21 protein-coding genes and 1 pseudogene are annotated in these 22,764 nt (G+C 58.6%); 9 read left to right on the plus strand and 13 right to left on the minus strand.

Features of this window, described 5'->3' with window-relative positions:
- Position 1: 1 nt before the first annotated feature.
- From AC0L7L_RS13800 to AC0L7L_RS13825, 6 genes and pseudogenes are all read left to right on the plus strand, one after another.
- Positions 2–661, plus strand: a complete 660-nt coding sequence (locus AC0L7L_RS13800; protein ID WP_473509594.1) for a 3-oxoacid CoA-transferase subunit B — start codon at positions 2–4, stop codon at positions 659–661.
- The gene (locus tag AC0L7L_RS13805; protein WP_272212576.1) at positions 658–1,833 is read left to right on the plus strand and encodes an acetyl-CoA C-acetyltransferase; all 1,176 of its coding nucleotides are present in this window, start codon (positions 658–660) and stop codon (positions 1,831–1,833) included. Before AC0L7L_RS13800 ends, AC0L7L_RS13805 begins: the two co-directional genes overlap by 4 nt.
- Before the next feature lie 272 nt (positions 1,834–2,105).
- Positions 2,106–3,077 (plus strand): quinolinate synthase NadA, encoded by a 972-nt coding sequence (nadA, locus tag AC0L7L_RS13810; protein ID WP_473509596.1) that lies wholly within the window; start codon positions 2,106–2,108, stop codon positions 3,075–3,077.
- Positions 3,074–4,593 (plus strand): annotated as a pseudogene (locus AC0L7L_RS13815) (L-aspartate oxidase). The gene nadA and the pseudogene AC0L7L_RS13815 overlap by 4 nt, the downstream one beginning before the upstream one ends.
- Entirely contained in the window at positions 4,568–5,452 is an 885-nt protein-coding gene (gene nadC, locus AC0L7L_RS13820) for a carboxylating nicotinate-nucleotide diphosphorylase (protein ID WP_473513938.1), read from the plus strand. Before AC0L7L_RS13815 ends, nadC begins: the two are co-directional and overlap by 26 nt.
- Before the next feature lie 55 nt (positions 5,453–5,507).
- On the plus strand, positions 5,508–5,882 hold the full coding sequence (locus AC0L7L_RS13825) for a DUF2147 domain-containing protein (RefSeq protein WP_272212578.1): 375 nt from the start codon (positions 5,508–5,510) through the stop codon (positions 5,880–5,882).
- Positions 5,883–5,886: 4 nt separating this feature from the next.
- Here AC0L7L_RS13825 and AC0L7L_RS13830 read toward each other — a convergent pair whose 3' ends face one another.
- Positions 5,887–7,713, minus strand: coding sequence for an SLC13 family permease (locus AC0L7L_RS13830; RefSeq protein WP_473509598.1), 1,827 nt, complete (start codon positions 7,711–7,713; stop codon positions 5,887–5,889).
- A gap of 237 nt (positions 7,714–7,950) precedes the next feature.
- Entirely contained in the window at positions 7,951–8,205 is a 255-nt protein-coding gene (locus tag AC0L7L_RS13835) for a hypothetical protein (protein ID WP_473509600.1), read from the minus strand.
- 61 nt (positions 8,206–8,266) lie between these two features.
- On the opposite strand from AC0L7L_RS13835, the gene AC0L7L_RS13840 reads away from it, so the two are divergent.
- Complete coding sequence (locus tag AC0L7L_RS13840; RefSeq protein ID WP_473509602.1) at positions 8,267–9,382, plus strand: DUF2778 domain-containing protein; 1,116 nt, start codon at positions 8,267–8,269, stop codon at positions 9,380–9,382.
- An 83-nt stretch (positions 9,383–9,465) separates the two neighbouring features.
- Here AC0L7L_RS13840 and nrdF read toward each other — a convergent pair whose 3' ends face one another.
- The 9 genes from nrdF to cyoA form a co-directional block, all read right to left on the minus strand.
- On the minus strand, positions 9,466–10,446 hold the full coding sequence (gene nrdF / locus AC0L7L_RS13845; protein WP_473509604.1) for a class 1b ribonucleoside-diphosphate reductase subunit beta: 981 nt from the start codon (positions 10,444–10,446) through the stop codon (positions 9,466–9,468).
- Positions 10,447–10,463: 17 nt separating this feature from the next.
- Positions 10,464–12,662: a class 1b ribonucleoside-diphosphate reductase subunit alpha gene (gene nrdE / locus AC0L7L_RS13850; protein ID WP_473509606.1), complete on the minus strand. Its 2,199-nt coding sequence runs from the start codon at positions 12,660–12,662 to the stop codon at positions 10,464–10,466.
- Between the two features lie 2 nt (positions 12,663–12,664).
- Positions 12,665–13,084 (minus strand): class Ib ribonucleoside-diphosphate reductase assembly flavoprotein NrdI, encoded by a 420-nt coding sequence (nrdI, locus tag AC0L7L_RS13855; protein ID WP_473509608.1) that lies wholly within the window; start codon positions 13,082–13,084, stop codon positions 12,665–12,667.
- 100 nt (positions 13,085–13,184) lie between these two features.
- Complete coding sequence (nrdH, locus tag AC0L7L_RS13860; RefSeq protein WP_272212586.1) at positions 13,185–13,406, minus strand: glutaredoxin-like protein NrdH; 222 nt, start codon at positions 13,404–13,406, stop codon at positions 13,185–13,187.
- A 684-nt stretch (positions 13,407–14,090) separates the two neighbouring features.
- Positions 14,091–14,840 (minus strand): SURF1 family protein, encoded by a 750-nt coding sequence (locus tag AC0L7L_RS13865; RefSeq protein ID WP_473509611.1) that lies wholly within the window; start codon positions 14,838–14,840, stop codon positions 14,091–14,093.
- A gap of 140 nt (positions 14,841–14,980) precedes the next feature.
- Positions 14,981–15,436, minus strand: a complete 456-nt coding sequence (cyoD, locus tag AC0L7L_RS13870; protein ID WP_272212589.1) for a cytochrome o ubiquinol oxidase subunit IV — start codon at positions 15,434–15,436, stop codon at positions 14,981–14,983.
- Complete coding sequence (gene cyoC / locus AC0L7L_RS13875) at positions 15,433–16,038, minus strand: cytochrome o ubiquinol oxidase subunit III (protein WP_272212591.1); 606 nt, start codon at positions 16,036–16,038, stop codon at positions 15,433–15,435. Before cyoC ends, cyoD begins: the two co-directional genes overlap by 4 nt.
- Positions 16,035–18,017, minus strand: coding sequence for a cytochrome o ubiquinol oxidase subunit I (gene cyoB / locus AC0L7L_RS13880; RefSeq protein ID WP_272212592.1), 1,983 nt, complete (start codon positions 18,015–18,017; stop codon positions 16,035–16,037). The genes cyoC and cyoB overlap by 4 nt, the downstream gene beginning before the upstream one ends.
- Positions 18,014–19,123 (minus strand): ubiquinol oxidase subunit II, encoded by a 1,110-nt coding sequence (gene cyoA / locus AC0L7L_RS13885; protein ID WP_473509614.1) that lies wholly within the window; start codon positions 19,121–19,123, stop codon positions 18,014–18,016. The genes cyoB and cyoA overlap by 4 nt, the downstream gene beginning before the upstream one ends.
- A 566-nt stretch (positions 19,124–19,689) precedes the next feature.
- Between cyoA and AC0L7L_RS13890 the strand changes: the two genes are divergently transcribed.
- Both AC0L7L_RS13890 and pgi read left to right on the plus strand, forming a co-directional pair.
- Positions 19,690–20,094 carry a hypothetical protein gene (locus AC0L7L_RS13890; RefSeq protein WP_473509616.1) on the plus strand — a complete coding sequence of 135 codons (405 nt, stop codon included), beginning with the start codon at positions 19,690–19,692 and terminating at the stop codon, positions 20,092–20,094.
- A gap of 254 nt (positions 20,095–20,348) precedes the next feature.
- Positions 20,349–21,974, plus strand: a complete 1,626-nt coding sequence (gene pgi / locus AC0L7L_RS13895; RefSeq protein ID WP_272212597.1) for a glucose-6-phosphate isomerase — start codon at positions 20,349–20,351, stop codon at positions 21,972–21,974.
- A gap of 89 nt (positions 21,975–22,063) precedes the next feature.
- On the opposite strand, the gene AC0L7L_RS13900 is transcribed toward pgi, so the two are convergent.
- On the minus strand, positions 22,064–22,300 hold the full coding sequence (locus AC0L7L_RS13900) for a hypothetical protein (protein WP_272212598.1): 237 nt from the start codon (positions 22,298–22,300) through the stop codon (positions 22,064–22,066).
- A 165-nt stretch (positions 22,301–22,465) separates the two neighbouring features.
- Positions 22,466–22,696, minus strand: coding sequence for a hypothetical protein (locus AC0L7L_RS13905; RefSeq protein ID WP_272212599.1), 231 nt, complete (start codon positions 22,694–22,696; stop codon positions 22,466–22,468).
- Between the last annotated feature and the right edge of the window lie 68 nt (positions 22,697–22,764).

Here is a 22,764-nt window from a genome sequence, read left to right on the forward strand (position 1 = left end):
TATGGCCTGGACACGTGATGAAATGGCAGCCCGCGCCGCCCGTGAACTTGAGGACGGGTTTTACGTCAATCTCGGCATCGGCATTCCCACACTTGTTGCCAATTATATTCCCGACAGCATGGATGTCCGGCTGCAAAGCGAAAACGGCATGATGGGTATGGGGCCTTTCCCCTATGAGGGCGAAGAGGACGCCGACCTCATCAATGCCGGCAAGCAGACGGTCACCGCCCTTGACGAGACCAGCTTCTTCTCAAGTTCCGAAAGCTTCGCGATGATCCGAGGCGGCCATATCGACCTGTCGATCCTCGGCGCCATGCAGGTGGCCGAAAACGGCGACCTCGCCAACTGGATGATCCCGGGCAAGATGGTCAAGGGCATGGGCGGCGCGATGGACCTTGTCGCCGGCGTCAAACGGGTGGTCGTGGTGATGGAGCACGAGGCCAAGGGCAGCCCTAAGCTGTTGCGGGCGTGCAATCTGCCGCTCACCGGCACCCGCGTGGCCGATATGGTGATCACCGATCTCGGTGTGTTCACCATCGCCCGGCAGGGGCCGGTCAAGATGGTTCTGACAGAGTTGGCCAACGGTGTCAGCCTTGAGGAAATCACCGCCAGAACCGAAGCCAGGTTCGACGTCGGACTTGACCGGGAGGGTTTGAAATGAGCGATATCGTCATCGTCGCGGCGACGCGCACGGCCGTCGGGAGCTTCATGAAGTCCCTTGCCGCCGTTCCGGGCCATGAACTCGGAACGGTCGTCATCCGCGAAGCGCTGAAGCGCGCAGACGTCGCACCCGACCAAGTGGACGAGGTCATCCTCGGCCAGGTGCTGACAGCCGGCGCCGGACAGAACCCGGCGCGCCAGGCGGCGATTGCCGCCGGCATTCCCGATACGGCCACCGCCTTCGGGATCAACCAGGTCTGCGGTTCCGGGCTGCGCAGCGTTGCCCTCGGGATGCAACAGATAGCCTGCGGCGATGCCCGCATTGTGGTCGCAGGCGGGCAGGAATCCATGTCGCTCTCGCCGCACTGCGCCCACCTGCGCAGCGGTTACAAAATGGGCTCTGCAAGCTTTGTCGATACCATGCTCGGCGACGGCCTGACCGATGCGTTTGACGGCACCCATATGGGCATCACCGCAGAAAACGTCGCGCGGAAATTCGGGATCGACCGTGCGCGTCAGGACAAATTCGCACTTGCAAGCCACCGCAAGGCAGCCGCCGCTCGGGAAGCCGGCCGGTTTGTCGAAGAAATCGTCCCCGTCACGGTGCGCTCGCGCAGAAGCGAGACTATCGTCGACACCGACGAACAGATCCGCCCGGACGCCAGCACCGAGACACTTTCAGCGCTCAGACCGGCTTTCGAAAAGGACGGTACGGTCACTGCAGGCAACGCCTCGGGCCTGAATGACGGAGCGGCAGCCCTTGTGCTGATGCACGCAGATGAAGCCCGCCGGCGCGGCCTCGCCCCGCTTGCGCGCATCGCATCATGGGCAACCGCCGGTGTCGATCCGGCAATCATGGGCATCGGCCCTGTCTCAGCCTCCCGCAAGGCGCTTGAAAAGGCGGGCTGGTCTGCCGAAGACCTCGACCTTGTCGAAGCCAACGAAGCATTTGCGGCACAGACCTGTGCGGTCAATGACGGGCTTGGCTGGGACGCTGACAAGGTCAACGTCAACGGCGGGGCAATTGCCATCGGCCACCCGATCGGCGCTTCCGGCGCCCGCATACTGGTAACGCTGCTGCACGAAATGAAGCGCCGCGATATCCGCAAGGGCCTTGCCACGCTTTGCATCGGCGGCGGCATGGGCGTCGCGCTCTGCGTGGAGCGGGGATAGGGCAACCGGCTCTCCGCTGCTCATGGTTGCTGACCTTGAAATGATCGGCTCCAGAACAGCCTGTTGATCATGATGCAGGCTCGAGGCCGCTAACAGGCCGCCCCGAACCTTTATCGCGTTCGTCAGCAGGCCTGCTCGCCATCCCCAGACCCTTCCATTAACAGCCGCGCGTTGACAGCGACCGGGCAAGCGATTATGTCTTGCGTTCTGGATATACTCTATTTGAGTATTATTGCTTTGCCAGCGATGGTGACCGCAAGGAGGAAATGCCGATGAATGCTCCGCTCTCCCCTGCTGATCTCTATGAGCGCGTCGCCCATGTGGTTCCGAAAGCCGAATGGCTCGCTTTTGAAGACGATATCGAAGCCATCCTGCGCCTGAAGAAGGAAAAGAATGCCGTCATCCTGGCGCATAATTATCAGACGCCGGAAATCTTCCATGGCGTTGCCGATATCGTTGGCGACAGCCTGGCGCTGGCGCGGGAGGCCACAAGGGTCGAAGCCGATGTGATCGTGCTGGCCGGCGTCCACTTCATGGCCGAAACGGCCAAACTGCTGAACCCGGAAAAGACGGTTCTTATTCCAGACATGGAGGCCGGTTGTTCGCTGGCCGATTCCATCACGCCGGACGATATCGCGCTTTTGCGCCAGGCCCATCCCGGCGTGCCGGTGGTCACCTATGTGAACACGTCCGCCGCCGTCAAAGCCGCATCCGATATCTGCTGCACCTCCGGCAATGCCAAGAAAGTGGTCGAATCCCTTGGTGTCCCGAAAGTTCTGATGCTGCCCGATGAGTATCTCGCCAAAAACATAGCCCGAGAAACCGACGTCGAGCTGATTGCCTGGCGGGGTCACTGCGAGGTGCATGAGCTTTTTACCGCCGAAGATGTGCGCGAAATGCGCGAGGCTTGGCCGGGCGTCACCATTATCGCGCATCCGGAATGCCCGCCGGAGGTTGTTGCCGAGGCTGATTTTTCCGGCTCCACCGCTGGCATGTCGGACTATGTCAAAACCGCGAAGCCCGCCCGCGTGGTGCTTCTGACGGAGTGCTCGATGAGCGACAACGTCGCAATCCAGCATCCTGATGTAAACTTTGTGCGCCCCTGTAATCTCTGTCCGCATATGAAGCGCATTTCGCTTGCCAATATCCGCATGGCGCTTGAGGAAAACCGCCATGAAGTAACGATCGACCCTGCAATTGCAGGCGATGCGCGCCACGCCGTGGAACGGATGCTGGACGTATGAGCACGCCCGTCGTCGTCATCGGCTCCGGGATTGGCGGGCTTGTCACGGCTCTCGCGCTTGCCCCTCAGCCGGTTCTGCTGGTGACCAGGGCAGCACTCGGCGCCCAGACTTCGACCGGCTGGGCGCAAGGCGGCATTGCCGCAGCCCTCGGCGATGATGACAGCGCTGCGCTTCACCTCGACAACACGCTTGCCGCCGGCGACGGGCTTTGCGACCGGAAGGCGGCAGAGACCATTCTCGCGGCAGCCCCCGATGCCATAGCCTTTCTGGAGCGACACGGCGTCGCCTTTGACCACAATGCCGATGGCAGCTTCGCCTTTGGCCTGGAAGCCGCCCATACGCGCCGCCGCATCCTCCATGCCGGCGGCGATGCCACGGGTGCAGCCGTTATAACTGCATTGACGCAGGCCGTTTCTGCAACACCGTCCGTCACCGTCATGCCGGATACCGAAGTCCGGCGGCTCATTGTCGCTGATGACGAAATTCGCGGTCTGCTCTGTGAACGGCATGGACAGCCGCTCGCGCTCGCAACCAACCGCGTGGTGATGGCGACCGGCGGCGTTGGCGGGCTCTACGAGACATCCACCAATCCGTCCGGAAATTTCGGTCAGGGCATCATGCTGGCGGCGCGCGCTGGTGCCGCCCTTGCCGATATGGAGTTCATCCAGTTCCACCCGACAGCCCTTGCCACCGATATCCGCCCGCTGCCGCTCATCAGCGAGGCCGTGCGCGGCGAAGGCGCAATTCTGGTGAACGAGAACGGCGAACGGTTTCTGGCGACAACACCGGGCGCAGAGCTTGCGCCACGCGACATCGTCGCCCGGGCCATCGCTGCCGAAATCGCCCGCGGTGGCCGGGTGTTTCTCGATGCCAGACAGGCGCTCGGTAACCGCTTTGCCGCGCGTTTTCCCTCGATTGCCGCAATCTGCGCAAAAGCCGGCATAAATCCCGCAGAAGATCTCATACCGGTCCGCCCGGCCGAGCATTACTGCATGGGCGGCATTGCCACCGATTTTCGCGCGCGCAGCACGCTCTCCGGCCTCTGGGCCATTGGCGAATGTGCCGCTTCCGGGCTTCACGGCGCCAACCGGCTTGCCAGCAACTCACTTCTGGAGGCTGCCGTCACCGGCCTTGCCGCCGCCCGGGATATCTCGCGCCTTCCGGAACGCCCGGACCTGCCGCTGCCGCAGGCAATGCTTTTGCCGCCACCGGACATTGCGGCCGTGCGCAATATCGTTTCGCGCGCACTCGGCGTGCTGCGCCATGGCGCTGATCTGCAAGATGCCATCGACATCCTGACGCCACTCGCCGAAGGCGAAAAGCGGCATCCGACCCGGCTCTTGTGGCACTGGCGGTCGCCGTCTTCGCGTATCAGCGCGCGGAATCACGCGGCGGCCACGCGCGCAGTGATTATCCGGCGAGAGACGCGCGCTCCGTACGGCAGATGATGACGCTGCCGCAGGTCCTTGCCGCCGCACAAGCGCTTTGCCATTCCCCTTATCAAAGGAGCGCCTGACATGCTGGCACCTCTCCCCCGCCTCCTCATCGAGCCCGCTGTGCACCGCGCGCTCGAGGAAGACCTTGGTCTGGCTGGTGACATCACCGCCAGCGCCGTCATACCGGCTGACCATCGCTCGACCGTGATGATGGTGGCGCGAAAGCCGGGCGTGATTGCCGGACTTGATGCCGCCGATTGCGCCTTTAACCTCGTCGACCCGGATATCCGCCTGACCCGCCATGTCGAAGACGGACAGCGTGTAACACCCGGTACGACGGTCGCGACCGTCATCGGCGCCTCCCGCGCGCTTCTGACAGGCGAACGCGCGGCGCTGAATTTCCTCGGCCACCTCTCCGGCATTGCAACGGTCACCAGAGGCATCGTCGACGCCGTCTCGGGCACCGGCGCCAGCATCGTCTGCACCCGCAAGACGACACCGGGGCTCAGGGCGCTGGAAAAATACGCAGTCAAAGCCGGCGGCGGCGGCAATCACCGCTTTTCGCTGGCCGATGCCGTGCTGATCAAGGACAATCACATCGCCATTGCCGGTGACATCGCCACAACCATCAGACGGGCGAAAGCCAATGCCGGCCACATGGTCAAAATCGAGGTGGAGGTCGACACACTCGACCAGCTGAAAGCGGCCATGGCCGAGGGCGTCGACGCGGTTCTTCTCGACAACATGTCACCGGAAACGCTGCACCGGGCGGTGGAGATTGTCGACGGACGCGCCATCACCGAAGCCTCGGGCGGGATCACACCGGAAACGGCGGACGCCATCGCCAAGGCCGGCGTCGATCTCATTTCCATCGGCTGGCTCACCCATTCGGCACCGGTACTGGACATTGGCCTCGATTATAAAAACGCCGAAAACTGAACCGGTCAGGCTTTTCGCCCGTATCTCTTCTTAACGTCATGAGAGGAGAAGTCATGTGACCAACAGAACCGGAATTTTGTTTGCTCTTCCATTGCTGGCGGTGCCCGCACTTGCCGACGCATCCGATATTACAGGCGTCTGGGCGCGCGGCGACGGCAAGGCAAGGGTGCGTGTCGACCGATGCGGGGAAGATCTCTGCGCGACCAATATCTGGGTGAAGCCCGGCATCCGCAATGAACGTGTCGGAGACAAGCTCGTCATGGATATCGAGCCGGTTTCGCAACTTCGCTTCGAAGGTAAGGCCCGCGATGTGCGGCGCGGGATGACCTATTCCATGGAAATCTTTCTTGACGGCACCGCAATGCGCACACGCGGGTGCGTTCTGGGCAAGCTGATCTGCAAAAGTGCCCACTGGAGGAACATGAACTGAAGCTTCAAAGCCCGTAATACCAAGGCGCCAGCAGCGAAAACGCAATGGTGATGATAGCGATCAAAGGTATGCCGGCGCGCAGGAAATCGCTGAAGCTATAGTGGCCCGGCCCCATGACCATGAGATTGGTCTGATAGGCAATCGGCGTGGCGAAGGAACAATTCGCCGCATAGATGACCGCCGCCGCGAACACTTCAGGCGGAGCACCGATCCGACGCGCCATGTCGAGCGCGATCGGGATGAACAGCGCCGCGGCCGCATTATTGGACAGAACATTGGTCAACAGCGCCACGGCAACAAAAAGCAAGGCCAGAATAACCGGAACCGAGCTGCCGCCACCAAGCCCGATAATGGTTTCCGCGATCAGGCGCGCACCGCCGGTCGCCTCCAGCGCCGTCGCCATGGCGATGGAAGCACCGACAAGCAGGAATATCTGCCGGTCGAAGGCGCGTGCTGCCTGCTGCAGGGTCAGGCAGCCAAAAACGATCATCAGCAGTGCGCCGGCCACCGAATTGACAACCATGGGCGAAAGGCCAGTCGCAGAAAGCACGACGATTGCCGCGAAAATCACGCTCGCAATCAGGGCCTTGTCCCGCGGCGGCACACTCTCGGCCGAATGCTCGAGCAACAGCAGGTCGTGATTTCCGCGCATCGACATGACGTCGTTTTCATTACCGCCGAAAAGCAGCGTATCTCCTGCCTCGAAGCGCAACTGGGACAGCGGCGCGCGGGTCATGCGGCTTTTCCGCCGAACACCGAAAACCGACACGTTGAAACGTTGCTGGATACCGCTGAAGCGAACAGACCGTCCCTCGAACAGCGAGCCAGGCGCAATCACAGCCTCGGCAAGGTGATAATGCGGGCCAACCTTGCGGTCGCTTGCCGGCATCGCACCGTCCGGCGGCGCGGACAGGCTGATTTCGCCCTTGGCGAGCATGTCCATGAACGACTTTCGAGTGCCCGCCACCTGCAACCGGTCGCCGGCCCCCAGAGCCAGTCCGTCATCAAAAGGCGGCAGCAGGACCTTGCCGTCACGGGACAGCGCATGCAGCGACATCGGCGTCAGATTGGGGAAAAAGCCTGACCGGGCGGTGTCGCCGATAAAGCGGCTGGAGGGGTGCAGCACGATCTCCCCCAGGAACTGGATGCCGGTGCTTTCCATGCCCGCCTTCTGTTCGGAGCGCTCGCTGCCCAGAATGCGCGGCAGGAAGAAAAGAACATAGATATAGCCGATCCCGGCGAGAATAACGCCCATGCCGGTGATATCGAAAAACCCGATTTCCAAGCCTTCCTTCGATGCCATGCCGGCTGCGATCAGATTGGTCGAAGACCCGATCATCGTCGTCATGCCGCCCAGAATGGTGATGAACGACAGCGGCATGAAGATCTGGTAGGCTGGCAGCCGGAAGCGCGCCGCAAGCGAGGTGAGTACAGGAATGAAAATCACCACCACGGGCGTATTGTTCAGAAACGCCGACGTTATGCCGGCAACCACAAGAATGATGGCGATCGAGAGCCGGGGATTGCCCCCGTAGAACCGTCCGATCCGGTTCGTGACACCTTCCAGCGCATCTGTTGCAAACAGCCCCTTGCCCACAATCAACAGCGCAAGAACAGTGATCAGCGCCGGAGAGGCGAAGCCCGAAAGCAGGGCATCGACGGAAACCCCTGAACCATTCGCCGGCGTGTAGGGCAAGGTGCCGAACAAAACGAGCAGACAGGCGATCGCGCCAATCGAAATACCCTCGACCGGGAAGCGGTCGAGTGAATAAAGAACGATTGTTCCGGCGATAATCGCCAATGTGGCAATGAGATGAAAATTCTCAACCAAGTCCGGGCCTCATGGCCGAATGAAAGCAGGTCTTAATCAGAAGACGGTGGGGCGAATGTATCAAATAAGACCACAGCTTATCAGGAAATCAGCGCTTTGAAACGCGCCTGCAGCGCGGATATTGGACGCTTTTCAAAAACTGCGCAACCCTTTGCAGAAGCGGATCATCGGGTTTGATGCCTTCCAACGCCGGGCCGAACCTTCAAAGTGCCTGCCACTTTTCAGTGTGGCCGCATTTTACCCAAACTTGGTATTTATCGGCCACACCAGAAGTGCACTGACACTGAATTCAAGGTTTGGCTGGATGAAGCCCAACAGGAAAGGCACCTGCATGAAGATGGCATGCTTCCCCGCATTCTTATCGCGCATGAAGCTATCGCGGCTGATCACAAAGGTCTTGAGCAGGCCTCTCTCATTTCCGTGCGCACCATTTTCGGCGCAGGCAAAAAAACGCGATGGCAATCGGCGTAATGAAAAATTTACCCTGCGCACAGTATTTTGCTGTCAGAGAACAGACACACCGTCTTTGAGTATTGCGTAGGAAGTGTGCCTCGTGAAGACGAATAAGTATAGACATCCCTATCGCACCGCCCGTAAACGGGGCGGCCTGTGGAGGCTTGCTGCAGCCGCTGCCGTCCTTGTTGTCATGGGCGCTGCGATTGCTATGATAGCCGCCTCACCGATCATCTCAGCCACCATGGCTGACCCCCGTCTTGCCAGCACACGCGGCTTCGACCTTCGGGTCAACCCTGCCTTCACCGCGCCGCCACGCGCCAAGAGCACAAAAGCATCCCGGCTTCTTGCAGCGCGGGAAGGCCAGGGACGCACGAGAAACCTTCAGGCTGACGATATCCGAATGTCCTATCTCAAGCCGAAGCTGCAGAGTTCAGGTCAGTCGGCGCTTGCCGATTGGCAGCGCGCACTGGTCAACAGGCAGATTGCTGAAAATGCAGGTTCGGAAACCCTGCTTGCCGGTTTACCTCCAGAGCTTATTCGCAAATCTCCGTCCATCGTCGAGACCCCGTCAAACAGCTCGGTCAGAACCGCGCTTGTCGCACCGTCTTCGCGCCCGACGAGCGCCACCGACGAGGCCGGCAGCGCCTTTCAACTCGTGCTTCAGGGTGCCGAGGATTCCAGGCTCGGTCCCGGCGAGGTTCCAACGCCCGAAAAACGTCCGGCAGCACTGACGCTCGCCTATGCCGATTTCGGCCACGACAATCTCGAAGGTATTTTCGGGGAAGTGCCTGAACGCACGTCGAAAGTTGCCGTCTACGATATCGCCGCCGGCAAAGTCTACATGCCCGATGGTGAGGTGATGGAGGCCCATTCCGGCAAGGGCAAATACCGGGATGATCCGGAATACACCCATGTCAAAATGGCCGGCGCCGTACCGGCGGCCACCTACAAGCTGACCATGCGGGAATCGCTTTTCCACGGCGTTCCGGCGCTGCGGATGACCTCTGTCGATGGCACGCACCCGCTGGGGCGCACAGGCATCCTGGCCCATACCTACATGCTGCGCACGCCCGGCGATTCCCATGGCTGCCTCGTGTTCAAGGACTATTACAAGTTCCTGAAGGCCTACAAGGCCAACAAGGTCGACTACATCGTCGCCGTGCCGAGCCTGAGGGACGGGATCAGCACGCAGCTTGCAAGCCGCACAAGCTGACCGGCTTCGACGTGACTGAAAACAAAAACGGCGGCTCCGCAGAGAACCGCCGTTTTTTACTTTTTAGAGCCCAACAAGGCTGATCAGAAATCCCAGTCGTCGTCCTCAGTCGCAATCGCCTTGCCGATGACATAGGACGAGCCGGAGCCAGAGAAGAAGTCGTGGTTCTCATCCGCATTCGGCGACAGCGCCGACAGGATGGCGGGGTTGACCTTGCAGGCTTCCGGAGGGAACAGGGCCTCGTAACCGAGGTTCATCAGCGCCTTGTTGGCGTTGTAATGCAGGAATGCCTTCACATCCTCGGTCAGGCCGACGGAATCATAGAGCTGCTCGGTATATTTGGATTCGATCTCGTAAAGCTCGAACAGCAGGCCGAAAGTGAAATCCTTGATCGCCTCGCGCTCGGCTTCCGAAACCTTCTTCAATCCCTGCTGGAACTTGTAGCCAATATAATAGCCATGCACGGCCTCGTCGCGGATGATCAGACGAATAAGGTCGGCCGTATTGGTGAGCTTGGCGCGGCTCGACCAGTACATCGGCAGATAGAAGCCCGAATAAAACAGGAAGCTTTCGAGGAAGACGCTGGCGACCTTCTTTCGAAGCGGATCGGTGGCGCGGTATTCCTGCAGCACGAGTTGCGATTTTTCCTGGAGGAAGGCGTTTTCCTCCGACCAGCGATAGGCGTCGTCCACTTCCGGCATCGAGCACAGCGTGGAAAAGATCGAGGAATAGGAGCGCGCGTGAACGGCTTCCATGAAGGCGATGTTCGTCAGCACAGCTTCCTCGTGCTGGGTCACCGCATCCGGCATCAGGGTGATGGCGCCGACCGTGTTCTGGATGGTGTCGAGCAACGTCAGACCGGTGAACACCCGGATGGTGAGTTGCTGCTCGTTTTCCTTGAGCGTCGACCAGGACGGAATATCGTTCGACAGCGGCACCTTTTCCGGCAGCCAGAAATTGCCAGTGAGACGGTTCCAGACTTCGAGGTCTTTCTCGTCGACAACACGGTTCCAGTTGACGGCGCGCGGCACGGCGATGGCGGGTTGCTTGCTCTGAATGTTCATTTTTCTCGGTCCCTTCATCACAGGCTGCAGGAGACGCAGCCTTCGACCTCGGTGCCCGAAAGCGCCATCTGCCGAAGACGGATATAGTAGATGGTCTTGATGCCCTTGCGCCACGCATAGATCTGCGCCTTGTTGACATCGCGCGTGGTTGCCGTGTCACGGAAGAACAGCGTCAGCGACAGGCCCTGATCAACGTGCTGGGTCGCAGCCGCATAGGTGTCGATGATCTTTTCCGGCCCGATCTCATAGGCATCCTGATAATATTCGAGATTGTCGTTCGACATGAATGGCGCGGGATAATAGACGCGGCCGATCTTGCCTTCCTTGCGGATCTCGATCTTCGATACGATCGGGTGGATCGAGGCAGTGGCGTTGTTAATGTAGGAAATCGAGCCGGTCGGCGGCACGGCCTGCAGGTTACGGTTATAGAGACCGCCCTTCATCACCGCTTCCTTCAGCGCCAGCCATTCGTCCTTCGTCGGCAGCTCTATGCCGGCGTTTTCGAACAGTTCGCGGCATCTTTCGGTCTCCGGCGCCCAGTCCTTTTCGATATATTTGTCGAAATACTCACCACTGGCATATTTCGATTTCTCGAAGCCCGCAAACGAGACGCCGCGTTCGACGGCGATCCGGTTGGAGGCCTTCAGCGCGTGATAGGTCACGGCGTAGAAATACATGTTGGTGAAATCGACACCGACATCCGAGCCATAATAGATGCGCTCGCGGGCGAGATAGCCGTGGAGGTTCATCTGGCCGAGACCAATGGCGTGGCTCTCGTCATTGCCCTTTTCCACCGACGGCACGGAGGAAATGTGGCTCATGTCGGAAACCGCCGTCAGCGCGCGGATCGCGGTATCGACGGTGCGGCCGAAATCGTCCGAATCCATCGCCATGGCGATATTCATCGAGCCGAGATTGCAGGAGATGTCCTTGCCCATATGCTTGTAGGAGAGGTCGTCGTCAAACTCGCTCGCCTCCGACACCTGCAGGATTTCCGAGCAGAGATTGCTCATCGAAATCCGGCCATCGACTGGATTGGCGCGGTTCGCCGTATCCTCGAACAGGATATAGGGGTAACCGCTTTCGAACTGCAGCTCGGCCAGCGTCTGGAAGAACGCGCGGGCATTGATCTTCTTCTTGCGGATTTCCGGATTGTCGACCATCTCGCGATAGTGCTCGGAAATCGAAACCTCGGTCATCGCCTTGCCGTAGACACGCTCGACGTCATAGGGCGAGAACAGGTACATGTCCTCATTGTTCTTGGCGAGTTCAAAGGTGATGTCCGGGATCACGACGCCGAGCGACAGCGTCTTGATGCGGATTTTCTCATCCGCATTTTCACGCTTGGTGTCGAGGAAACGCATGATATCGGGGTGATGCGCGTTCAGATAGACTGCGCCGGCACCCTGACGTGCACCAAGCTGGTTGGCGTAGGAGAAGGAATCCTCAAGCAGCTTCATCACCGGGATCACGCCAGAGGACTGGTTCTCGATCTTCTTGATCGGCGCACCGTGCTCGCGGATATTGGTCAGCGCCAGGGCCACACCGCCGCCGCGCTTGGAAAGCTGCAGCGCCGAATTGATCGAGCGACCGATACTTTCCATATTGTCTTCGATGCGCAGCAGGAAGCAGGAAACCAGCTCGCCGCGGCTTTTCTTGCCGGCATTAAGGAAGGTGGGCGTGGCCGGCTGGAAGCGTCCGCCGATGATCTCGTCGACCAGCGCGGTGGCGAGCAGTTCGTCGCCCTTGGCGAGCGCCAGTGCGACCATGCAGACGCGGTCCTCATAGCGCTCCAGGTAGCGCTTGCCGTCAAACGTCTTCAGCGTATAGGCCGTGTAATATTTGAAGGCGCCGAGAAAGGTCTGGAAGCGGAACTTCTTGTCGAAGGCATGGTCCCATAGATCGCGCACGAAATTGAAGGCGTATTGATCGAGTACGTCCTGCTCATAATAGCCTTCATCCACCAGATAATCGAGCTTTTCCCGTAGGTTATGGAAAAACACCGTATTCTGGTTCACGTGCTGCAGAAAATACTGCTTGGCCGCCATCCGGTCAGCTTCAAACTGGATATGCCCGTTCTCGTCATAGAGATTGAGCATGGCGTTGAGCGCATGATAGTCCAGCGTCGCCGCCTTGGACTTGGCGGCGCCCTTTTCTGTGGTCTTGGTTTCCGTGGCATTATCCTGCACGGTCTCTTCCTCCGCAATTGCGGCCATCCTCAGTTCTGCCGTTTCCAAAACTCTTCCAGTCCCTGTCTGACGTTGATGACATCCTCTTGCGTGCCGAGAAGCTCGAAACGGTAGAGGTACGGTACCTTGCATTTGGCCGCGATAATGTCGCCGGCTATGCCATAGGTATTGCCGAAATTCGTGTTCCCGGAGGCAATGACGCCACGGATCAGCGCCCTGTTCTCCGGATTGTTGAGGAAGCGGATAACCGGTTTCGGTACAGCGCCCGCGCCGTCGCCGCCCGCATAGGTCGGCACGACCAGAACATAGGGCTCCTCCACCGTTTCCGTATCGCCCTGCGGGCCGAGGCGCCTGGCTTCAAGTCCGGTCTTCGAAACGAAACGATGTGTATTGCCCGTGGCGCTGGAATAATAGACAAGCATGCCCGTTATCCCCTTCCTCTTCACCATCACGGCGCGCCCAACTGACACGCCGTTAAATCAACCGTGCGCTGCCGCGACAGACGCCTCTTTCAGATTGCGCCGGCCAAGTGCCGCCCGCGCATCATGTTCACGCGAGGGTGCCGATCATGTCCGGACGGAAGCCGGACCAATGCTGCTCGCCGGCGACGACAACCGGTACCTGGCGATAGCCCATGCCGACGACGTGGTCATAGGCATCATTGTCTATCGACACATCGACGATTTCATAGTCGAGGCCCTTGCGCTCGAGCGCACGGGTCGTTGCATTGCACTGCACGCAGGCCGGTTTGGAATAGACAGTAATTTTCATCGTTATCCTCGCATCACTATTTTTTCAAAAGCACCACCGGCAAAACCGCTGACGCTTTTCCGCGCATCTGACGAGACGGGCAATGTTGAAAGCCAACAAACCGCGCCTCAGGGCCTGACCATTGCCGGCACAGGCCGGTTGAAACCGAAGCGGTTGTAAGCCGTCACCGCCACCATCTCTCAACAGTCTCCTCGAACATATTGACCGGGCTACATTTTCTGGTCCTCGAAAAATCGGCACAACACGCGTTGTTCACAGGGAACACCACTTCGACACATGCTTATGAGGACTCAAAAACTGAAAACCGGACGCTGCTGACGCATCAGCTTGATTCGACAGAATCACCATAACACAATATCTACGAACTGAAATGCCCGAACAGACTATATATAGTGTTTCGTGGCTCTGTTTTCCACATTCACAGTTAACAGGATATGACAGGGAAAAAAGCTGTCGCACACGGGCTTTTCCAAAACGGTAAGCGCCGACCGGGCGAATCGGTGTGACTAAAAAAACGATGGTTGGCAAGATGACTGCTTGCCCAGGGCAACAGCTACCAACCTTTGGTTGAACCGACATACACGCAGGCTTTCTTCCACGCTTTCCACAGGCACCGAAAACCGATGCCAGTCGATCCGAAAACACCGCGGCCTGGGTCAGTCGGACAGATCGCGAATGCGAAGCCTAATCATCATCGTCGTCCGGTAGGAATGGCTTGCCCCAAACGCCCTCAAAACGCAGCACCAGCACATAGACAAACACTGTACCGAGCGCCATCGCGAACCACGTCAGCGCATAGCTCAGATGTGCGTTGCGAAACTTCACCACGGTCAACCCGCCAATCGGATAACCGCCGCTATTGATGGTGTTGTCCGCATCGATGAAGTAGGGGGCGGCCGGCATCAGCCCCTTGGTCGCCATGATTGAACCAACGTCACGCCGGTACCAGTTGCCGTTTTTGGGGTCATTGGCGCGCGAAAACAGCCATCCCTTCTCCTCAGACATCCGCAAAAGTCCGGAGATCGTCACTTCCCCTTCCGGCGCGACACGGGTCACCGGGTCACGCTTTTCCTCCGGAACAAAACCGCGATTGATCAGAACGAATGTGCCGTCTGGCCGCAAAAGCGGTGTCATCACGAAATAGCCAGGGCCAAGTTCGGTCGGGTAGTAGATTTGAACTTCCTGACTGTTGAGCAGCTTGCCCGTCGCAGTCACATGGCGGTAGGCGTCCTTTTCCCGCGTGATATCCGGCCACTCGGCAGGCCCCGGAGCAGGCACCGCCGGCGCCTCCACCCGCGTTTCGACGGCCTCGATCAACGAGAGTTTCCACTGCAGACGGTATACCTGCCAGATGCCGAGCGCGACAAAACCGGTGAAAAGGGTCGCCGCGATGGCGGCGATGGCGATCAGACGTTTTCTGGAAGAAGCAGCCATTGGACAATTACCTTCGTCGTGACGACGGTTACCGTACCGCTCTAAACGCCCCGAAAGGCGTTGCGTCAACGGGTATCAAAACAAAAACGCCTCCCCGCAAAACCAACGGGGAGGCGGAATAGGTAACGGCAACAGACGTGCTACTGGCCCTGGATGACGATCTTTGCGGTCACACCGGCATCGCGCAGTTGCTGGGCGATCTCCGGGGTGGCGCAGACAATGGTGCCGTCGTCGAGATAGGTGTAGCCGCTTTCTGGCAGGGGCATCATGTATTTGTTCATGTTGTGCATGACCCAGAGCGAACCGGCCAACACGATCAGAAGCAGGATGAGGGCCAGAAGCGAGGCCGCCATGGTCCAGCCTTCTTCCTGATTGCTGCTCAGAAGCAGGAAGTAGCGCAGATGCACCAGGATCTGGGCCGCAGCACAGATCATGATCACCACCATCAGGAACGCCTTGCTCGTGATCACATCCGCCATCACCAGCCCGAAGGGAATGATGGTGAGGACCGCCGCCAGGACGAAGCCCGTCATCAGCGCCTTGAAGCTGCCGTGACCGTGACTATCGTGGGACGCATGTTCGTTGACTGAGCTCATAGAACCACTCCCGTGAGATAGACAAGCGAGAAAACGCCGATCCAGACCAGATCAAGGAAATGCCAGAACATCGACAATGTTGCAGTGCGCCGGCGTGTTGCCTCGGTCAGCCCCTTGCGTGAAATCTGGACAAGCAGAACAATCAGCCAGATCGTTCCGAAGGTCACATGCAGGCCGTGTGTACCGACCAGTGTGAAATAGGCCGACAGAAAGGCCGAACGATCCGGTGTCGCACCGAGTTCGATGAAATGATGGAACTCATAGACTTCCATCGCCAGAAAGCCGATGGCGAACAAGCCGGCGACGATAAGCCATTTCATCAGGCCAGCCTTGTCCCCCTTGTCCATCCGCAGCATGCCCATGCCGAAGGTGACCGAGGAAAACAGCAGAAGTGCTGTTTCGATCAGCGCAAAATCGAGTTCGAACAGATCCTGCGGTGCCGGACCGCCCGCATAGGAGCGACCGAGCACGGCGTAGGTTGCAAAGAGCGTACCAAAGATCAGGCAGTCGCTCATGAGGTAGATCCAGAAGCCGAGCTGTGTCGGACTGCTGTGGGCGTGATCTTCGTGATGCGTATCGCCCGTCTGATCAGCGGTCGTCATACATAAGCCTCCTTGGCCTTTTCCTGGTCGCGGGCGACCTCTTCGGCCGGAATGTAGTAGTCACGATCAAAATCGAAGGTGTGATAGATGATCGAGCCGATGGCAGCGAGGAAGCTGACGATCACCAGCCACCAGATATGCCAGACAAGGGCGAAGCCGAGTGCCAGCGCAAAGAAGGCGGGAACGATACCGGCCCAGGTGTTCTTCGGCATGTGGATCGGCTGATAATCCGTCGACCACTTGAAGCCCTGCTTCTTCATCTGCCACCAGGCATCACGACCGGTTACAACGATATCCTGCGGGAAGTTGTAGGGCGCAACCGGTGAAGTGGTTGCCCATTCCAGCGTACGGCCGTTCCACGGATCGGGACCGCACTTCAGCTTCTCGCGGTTCTTGATCGATACGACGAGCTGAATCACGGTGCAGGCGATACCGGCACCAATGGTCAGCATGCCGATGCAGGCAATGATGAAGTAGATCTGCCAACCGACATCAGTGTAGCTCTGCAGGCGGCGGGTCACGCCCATCAGGCCGAGAATGTAGAGCGGCATGAAGGCAAGGTAGAAACCGATGCACCAGCCCCAGAAGGCGCGGCGACCCCATTTATCGTCCAGCTTGAAGCCAAACACTTTCGGCCACCAGTACTGGTAACCCGCCATAAGGCCGAAGACCACGCCGCCGATAATGACGTTATGGAAGTGGGCAATCAGGAACAGCGAATTGTGCAGCTGGAAGTCAGCCGGAGGAACAGCCAACATCACGCCGGTCATACCGCCTATGGTGAAGGTGATCAGGAAGCCCACCGTCCAGTACATGGGCGTCTCGAAACGGATACGCCCGCGATACATGGTAAACAGCCAGTTGAAAATCTTGGCCCCGGTCGGCACCGCGATAATCATCGTGGCTATGCCGAAGAAGGTGTTGACGCTGGCGCCAGACCCCATCGTGAAGAAGTGATGCAGCCAGACGACGAACGACAGAACCAGAATACAGCACGTGGCATAAACCATCGAACGATAGCCAAATAGCGGCTTGCCGGAGAAGGTCGCAACCACTTCGGAGAAAATGCCGAAGCAGGGCAGGATCAGGATATAAACTTCCGGGTGACCCCAGATCCAGATCAGGTTCACGTAGAGCATGGCGTTGCCGCCCATGTCATTGGTGAAGAAGTGCATACCGAGATAACGGTCAAGTGCGAGCATGGCCAGCGTTGCCGTCAGAACCGGAAAGGCTGCGACGATCAGCACATTGGCGGCAAGCGTGGTCCAGGTGAAAACAGGCATACGCATCATGGTCATGCCAGGCGCACGCATTTTCAGGATGGTGGCGATCATGTTGACGCCCGAAAGCGTCGTGCCTATCCCCGCGATTTGTAGAGACCATATGTAATAGTCGACCCCCACATCGGGCGAGTATGCGATCCCGGAAAGCGGCGGCATGGCAAGCCAGCCGGTGCGGCCTAGAAGGCCGATAAACAGTGAAACGTTGAGCAGGATTGCGCCCGACACCGTCATCCAGAACGAGAAATTGTTCAGCCACGGAAAGGCAACGTCACGCGCCCCGATCTGCAGCGGCATGGCAATGTTCATCACACCGACCAGGAAGGCCATGGCGAAGAAGAAGATCATGACCGTGCCGTGAGCCGTAAAGATCTGGTCGAAGTGATGCGGCGGCAGGTAGCCCTGCGCACCGCCAGCGGCAAGCGCCTGCTGGGTGCGCATCATGAAGGCGTCGGTGAAGCCGCGGAAAAGCATCACCAGCGCCAGCACGATATACATCACGCCGATCTTCTTGTGGTCAACCGAAGTGAACCATTCGCTCCAGAGATAGGCCCATTTGCGGTGATAAGTAATCAGGCCGAATACGGTCAGCGCCGCGAGCAAGACTGCCGCGAAGGTGACGTCGAGAATGAGAACGTCATAGGGAATGTCGTCCCACGACAGTTTGCCGAAAATGATGTTCCAGATTTCAGGTCTCATTGCTGCCTCACGGGTTCAGAAGCGTTCGACGCACTGTCGCCGCCGGAAAGATTGGTCACGGTCTGATCGGGATTCTTGACATTAACCGGACCACTCCTCGGTTCGTCGGGATTGGCGTGAAGCTCCCCTTCGAATTCGTGCTGGTCGAAGCCTTCGCCGGGCGGGAATTCGTCATAAAGGTAGTTATCCTTGGTTTTGACGCCCTGAAGGCCGCCGCCACCCATCATGTCCTGCATCATCATTTCGCCGACGCAGACCTTGCCGGCTTCGACGCAGAGCCCGACGATCTTGTCGAAGAGATTATCGGCAACGCCATTGTAATAGGACACACTGTCGGCAACCGTCGGCTTCGAAAGCTCGAGATAGGTCTCAGCGCTCAGCGTCTGGCCCGAAGACTTGACCGTATTGACCCAGCTGGAGAACTCATCCTCGGAAACGGCAAAGGTCTCGAAATCCATATGGGCATAGCCGGGACCGGAATAGTTGGCCGAACGGCCATAATACTGTCCGGCTTCTTCAGCGACCAGATGCAGCTTCGTCTCCATGCCGGCCATGGTGTAGATCATGCCAGCGAGCGCGGGAACGAAGAAGGTGTTCATCACCGAACTGGATGTGAGCTTGAGATTTACCGGACGGTCCGTCGGAATGACCAGCTGGTTGACGACGGCCATATCCTGGTCAGGATAGATGAACAGCCATTTCCAGTCGAGCGAGACGACCTCGATTTCGACCGGCTCGCCGGCGATGTGATCGAGCGGCTTATAAGGGTCAAGCCTGTGGGTATAAATCCATGTCAGCGCACCAAGAGCGATGACGATCATGACCGGCACGCCCCAGATAAACGCTTCGAACAGCGACGAGTGCTCGAATTCCGGGTCGTAGTCTTCCGTGGCCTTGCGGCTGTCGCGATACCGCCACGGAATGTAGACCGCCAGAACCAGCACAGGTACAATGATGACAAGCATCAGCACCGTCGAGGCAATCAGCAGATCGCGTTCCTGATTGGCGACCCAGCCTGCCGGGTCAAGAAGAATGAGCTGACAGCCTGACAACAGCAACACAAGCGGCAAAATCAGCGTCAGTTTCAATAGCTTTAATAGGTTCACAATCGTCTTCATTCTCTACAATGACGCCGGATTGCGCGGATAATCCGGACTTGATTGTCGATGACATGCCTGACGGCCCTGGCCCATCGTCCCCGCGGCGGCCGAACTCCTTATACAGGCATTTCCTTAAGACAGCCCCCTGCCTAGCCAGACGGCGGCGTCATCTCTGGCGGTCTCTTTACCGTAACTAGACCAAAAATGAACCGTGTCCATCCTGTGGCATTTTGGCACAACGCCGCATTGCCGTCACCTCATCGCCACGTTTTTTGCCCGCCATGCGTGAAAAATGCCACGAAATTTGCCAATCATCAGCTCCAGCGCTCACACCGCGACATCGACGGCGCCGTTTCATTGACCTGCCTCAATCCGCTATTCCGCGGTGGCTGAAGCGCATACGGCGTGCGGTGCAACAAAGCGATGCCGGTACCCCTGCCCCCTCATCTCAAGCCCAGTGCTGCGAACGCAGAACAACCGGGTTGCGTTCGGAGTTGCAAGCGCATGAGATTTTATGCGACAATACGCCACATGCGACAATCTGCGCACAATCGTTTCGAGGAGGAGACGTGATGTCGGGCCTTTTTTTCTTTCCCTATGTAACGAGCGCCATCGGCGTGTTGCTGGGGGTTTATCTGACCAGAGAGCTGCGGGAATATGACCGCCGGGACTATTTCCTGCGCGCCTGCTTCATCTTCGTGATCAATCTGGTGATTTCCTATCTTCTTGAGTTTGCGTTCCCGCGCGAAGCGATCAGCAGCCAGGGCATGGCGCTCTCGACCGCTTATTATATGGGCCTGTCGATCTACGCTGTCGTGCCCGGCCTTGCCTTCGGACGCTTCACCGCATTTCGCGCCCGCAACATGGGCCATGACAAGTCGGTAGCCTACTGGAGCGCAATCCCGTTCGTGTTCATTTACTTCATGATGGTCGCCCACAAACGTGAGAATCACCCGACACCGCGAACTGCCGGCTGAGCAACCTCACCATCGATGCAGAGCTTTTGACCGCGTGCTCTGGCGCGCGGTCTTTGTTTGCGTGACGATCCGGCTCGCTGCGAGGCGGGCACCAGCCGTATTTCACGTTGAAGACTGTTGATTTTCGTTCCCCACCCGCCTTCAATGTCAAAAAAGCGTTCGACTCCGTCGGCATGATTTAGCAGAAATCCATTCAATCGTTTTAAAAACGCGTTATAACCGCCCAATCCAAGCATTTCAGGGAGCACATCGACATGAATGCCCTTCTCAAATCCCTCCAGGAAACGGCAGAACGAACCAGCGCCACGGATCTTCGTGCAGCCTTTGCCGCCGACCCAGACCGCTTCGACCGGTTCAGCCTGCGGTTCGAAGACCTTCTTATGGATTTTTCCAAGATCGCCATCAATGCCGAGGTACTCGAAGCGCTTGTGAAGCTTGCCGAGGAAAAGGGCGTTGCGGAAAAGCGCACAGCGATGTTTGCGGGCGAAAAGATCAACATCACCGAGGACCGTGCCGTCCTGCATACCGCATTGCGCAACCGGTCGAACACACCGGTGATGGTGGATGGCCGGGATGTGATGCCGGACGTCAACGAAGTGCTTGACGCAATGGGCGAATTCTCCGAGGGCATCCGCTCCGGTAGCATCAAGGGCGCGACCGGCAAGGCCTTTACTGATGTCGTCAATATCGGCATCGGCGGTTCCGATCTCGGCCCGGCCATGACCACGCTGGCGCTGGCGCCCTACCATGACGGGCCTCGCCTGCACTATGTCTCCAACATCGACGGCGCTCACATCGCCGACACGATCGCGGGCCTTGACCCGGAAACGACCCTGTTCATCGTCGCCTCGAAGACCTTCACCACAATCGAGACCATGACCAACGCAGGGACGGCGCGCAAATTCATCGCCGGCGCGCTTGGCGAAGACGCTGTTGGTCATCATTTCTGCGCGGTTTCGACAGCGCTCGACAAGGTCGCCGACTTTGGCATCGATCAGTCCCGCGTCTTCGGTTTCTGGGACTGGGTCGGCGGGCGGTATTCGATCTGGTCAGCCATCGGCCTGCCGCTGATGATTGCCATCGGCGCGAAGAACTTCGGCGCCTTCCTCGACGGTGCGCATGCGATCGATACCCATTTCCAGGAAGCCCCGGCGACCGAAAACCTGCCCTTCATGCTCGGCCTCATCGGCTACTACCAGCGCGTCGTACTTGATTACCCCTCGCGCGCCGTCATCCCCTACGACCAGCGCATGGCGCGGTTTGCCGCCTATCTGCAGCAGCTCGACATGGAGAGCAACGGCAAGTCGATCACGATTGCGTCCGAAGACGTGACCACACCGACCGGCCCGATTGTCTGGGGTGAGCCCGGCACCAACGGCCAGCACGCTTTCTTCCAGTTGCTCCACCAGGGCACCAATATCATTCCGATCGAGTTCATGATCGCCGCCAATGGCCACGAGGCAGACCTGCGCCACCAGCACCAGTTGCTGATGGCCAATTGCCTGGCTCAGTCGGAAGCGCTGATGAAGGGACGCACGCTGGAAGAGGCGAAAGCTCAGCTTCTCGACAAGGGCATGGATGCCGAGACGGCCGACAAGATTGCGCCGCACCGTGTCTTCTCCGGCAACCGACCGTCGATCACTTTCGTCTATGATGCACTAACGCCCTACGCCCTGGGCCGCATGATCGCGCTTTACGAACACCGGGTCTTCGTCGAGGGCGTCCTCTTCGGTATCAACTCGTTTGACCAGTGGGGCGTTGAGCTTGGCAAGGAACTGGCGACGGGGCTGCTGCCAGTGGTCTCGGGAAGCGAAAGTGCAGAGGGCCACGATTCCTCGACCAAGGGGCTCGTGGCCGCTCTACTTGCGGCAGCGCAGTAAGGCCGGCTTCTTGAGCACATAAAAAAGGCGGCCGCTTATCGCGGTCGCCTTTTTCTGTTTTGCCCAGGAAAGAGATAGTCAGGGCTTGATCAGTTGCTGCTTTCGCGAAACTGATCAACGAAATCGAGCTTGCCGTCTTCACCAACGCGGAAATAGTTCTGGTAACGGTTGCCGAACTTGCCGGTCGTTTCGATGGTGACCGTGCTGCCGACGGGCGCCTTGGTAAACGTGCCAGTGTCCGGAATGGCCGAAGGCTGGATCGCAAAAGCGGCCGGGGCGGTAGCGAGCACGGATACCAGAGCGGCGGATGCAAAAATCTTGTTCATGACAGTCTCCTGACTGAGTTTCTCTGATGGTTCAGAGGTGAATTGAATCGGCCTTTTCGGGCGATGCGCGCGGTGGCTAGGGTCCACTCTCCACGCTTTTTCGACCTACAGGCTTCGGGCGAAAGGGAATACTTGGCCCCTGCCCAACCTCTTTCGAGATAAGAATCAGTTGGTGCGGTACTGATCGACGAAATCGAGTTCGCCGCTTTCACCAACGCGGAAATAGTTCTGGTAACGGTTGCCGAACTTGCCGGTCGTTTCGATGGTGACCGTGCTGCCGACGGGCGCCTTGGTAAACGTGCCGGTGTCCGGAATGGCCGAAGGCTGGATCGCAAAAGCGGCCGGGGCGGCAGCGAGCACGGATACGAGAGCGGCGGATGCAAAAATCTTTTTCATGACAGTCTCCTGACTGAGTTTCTCTGATGGCTCAGATGTAGTTTTAATCATTTGATTAACAAGAGGTG

This window comes from Martelella sp. K41-7 (genome assembly GCF_055808365.1).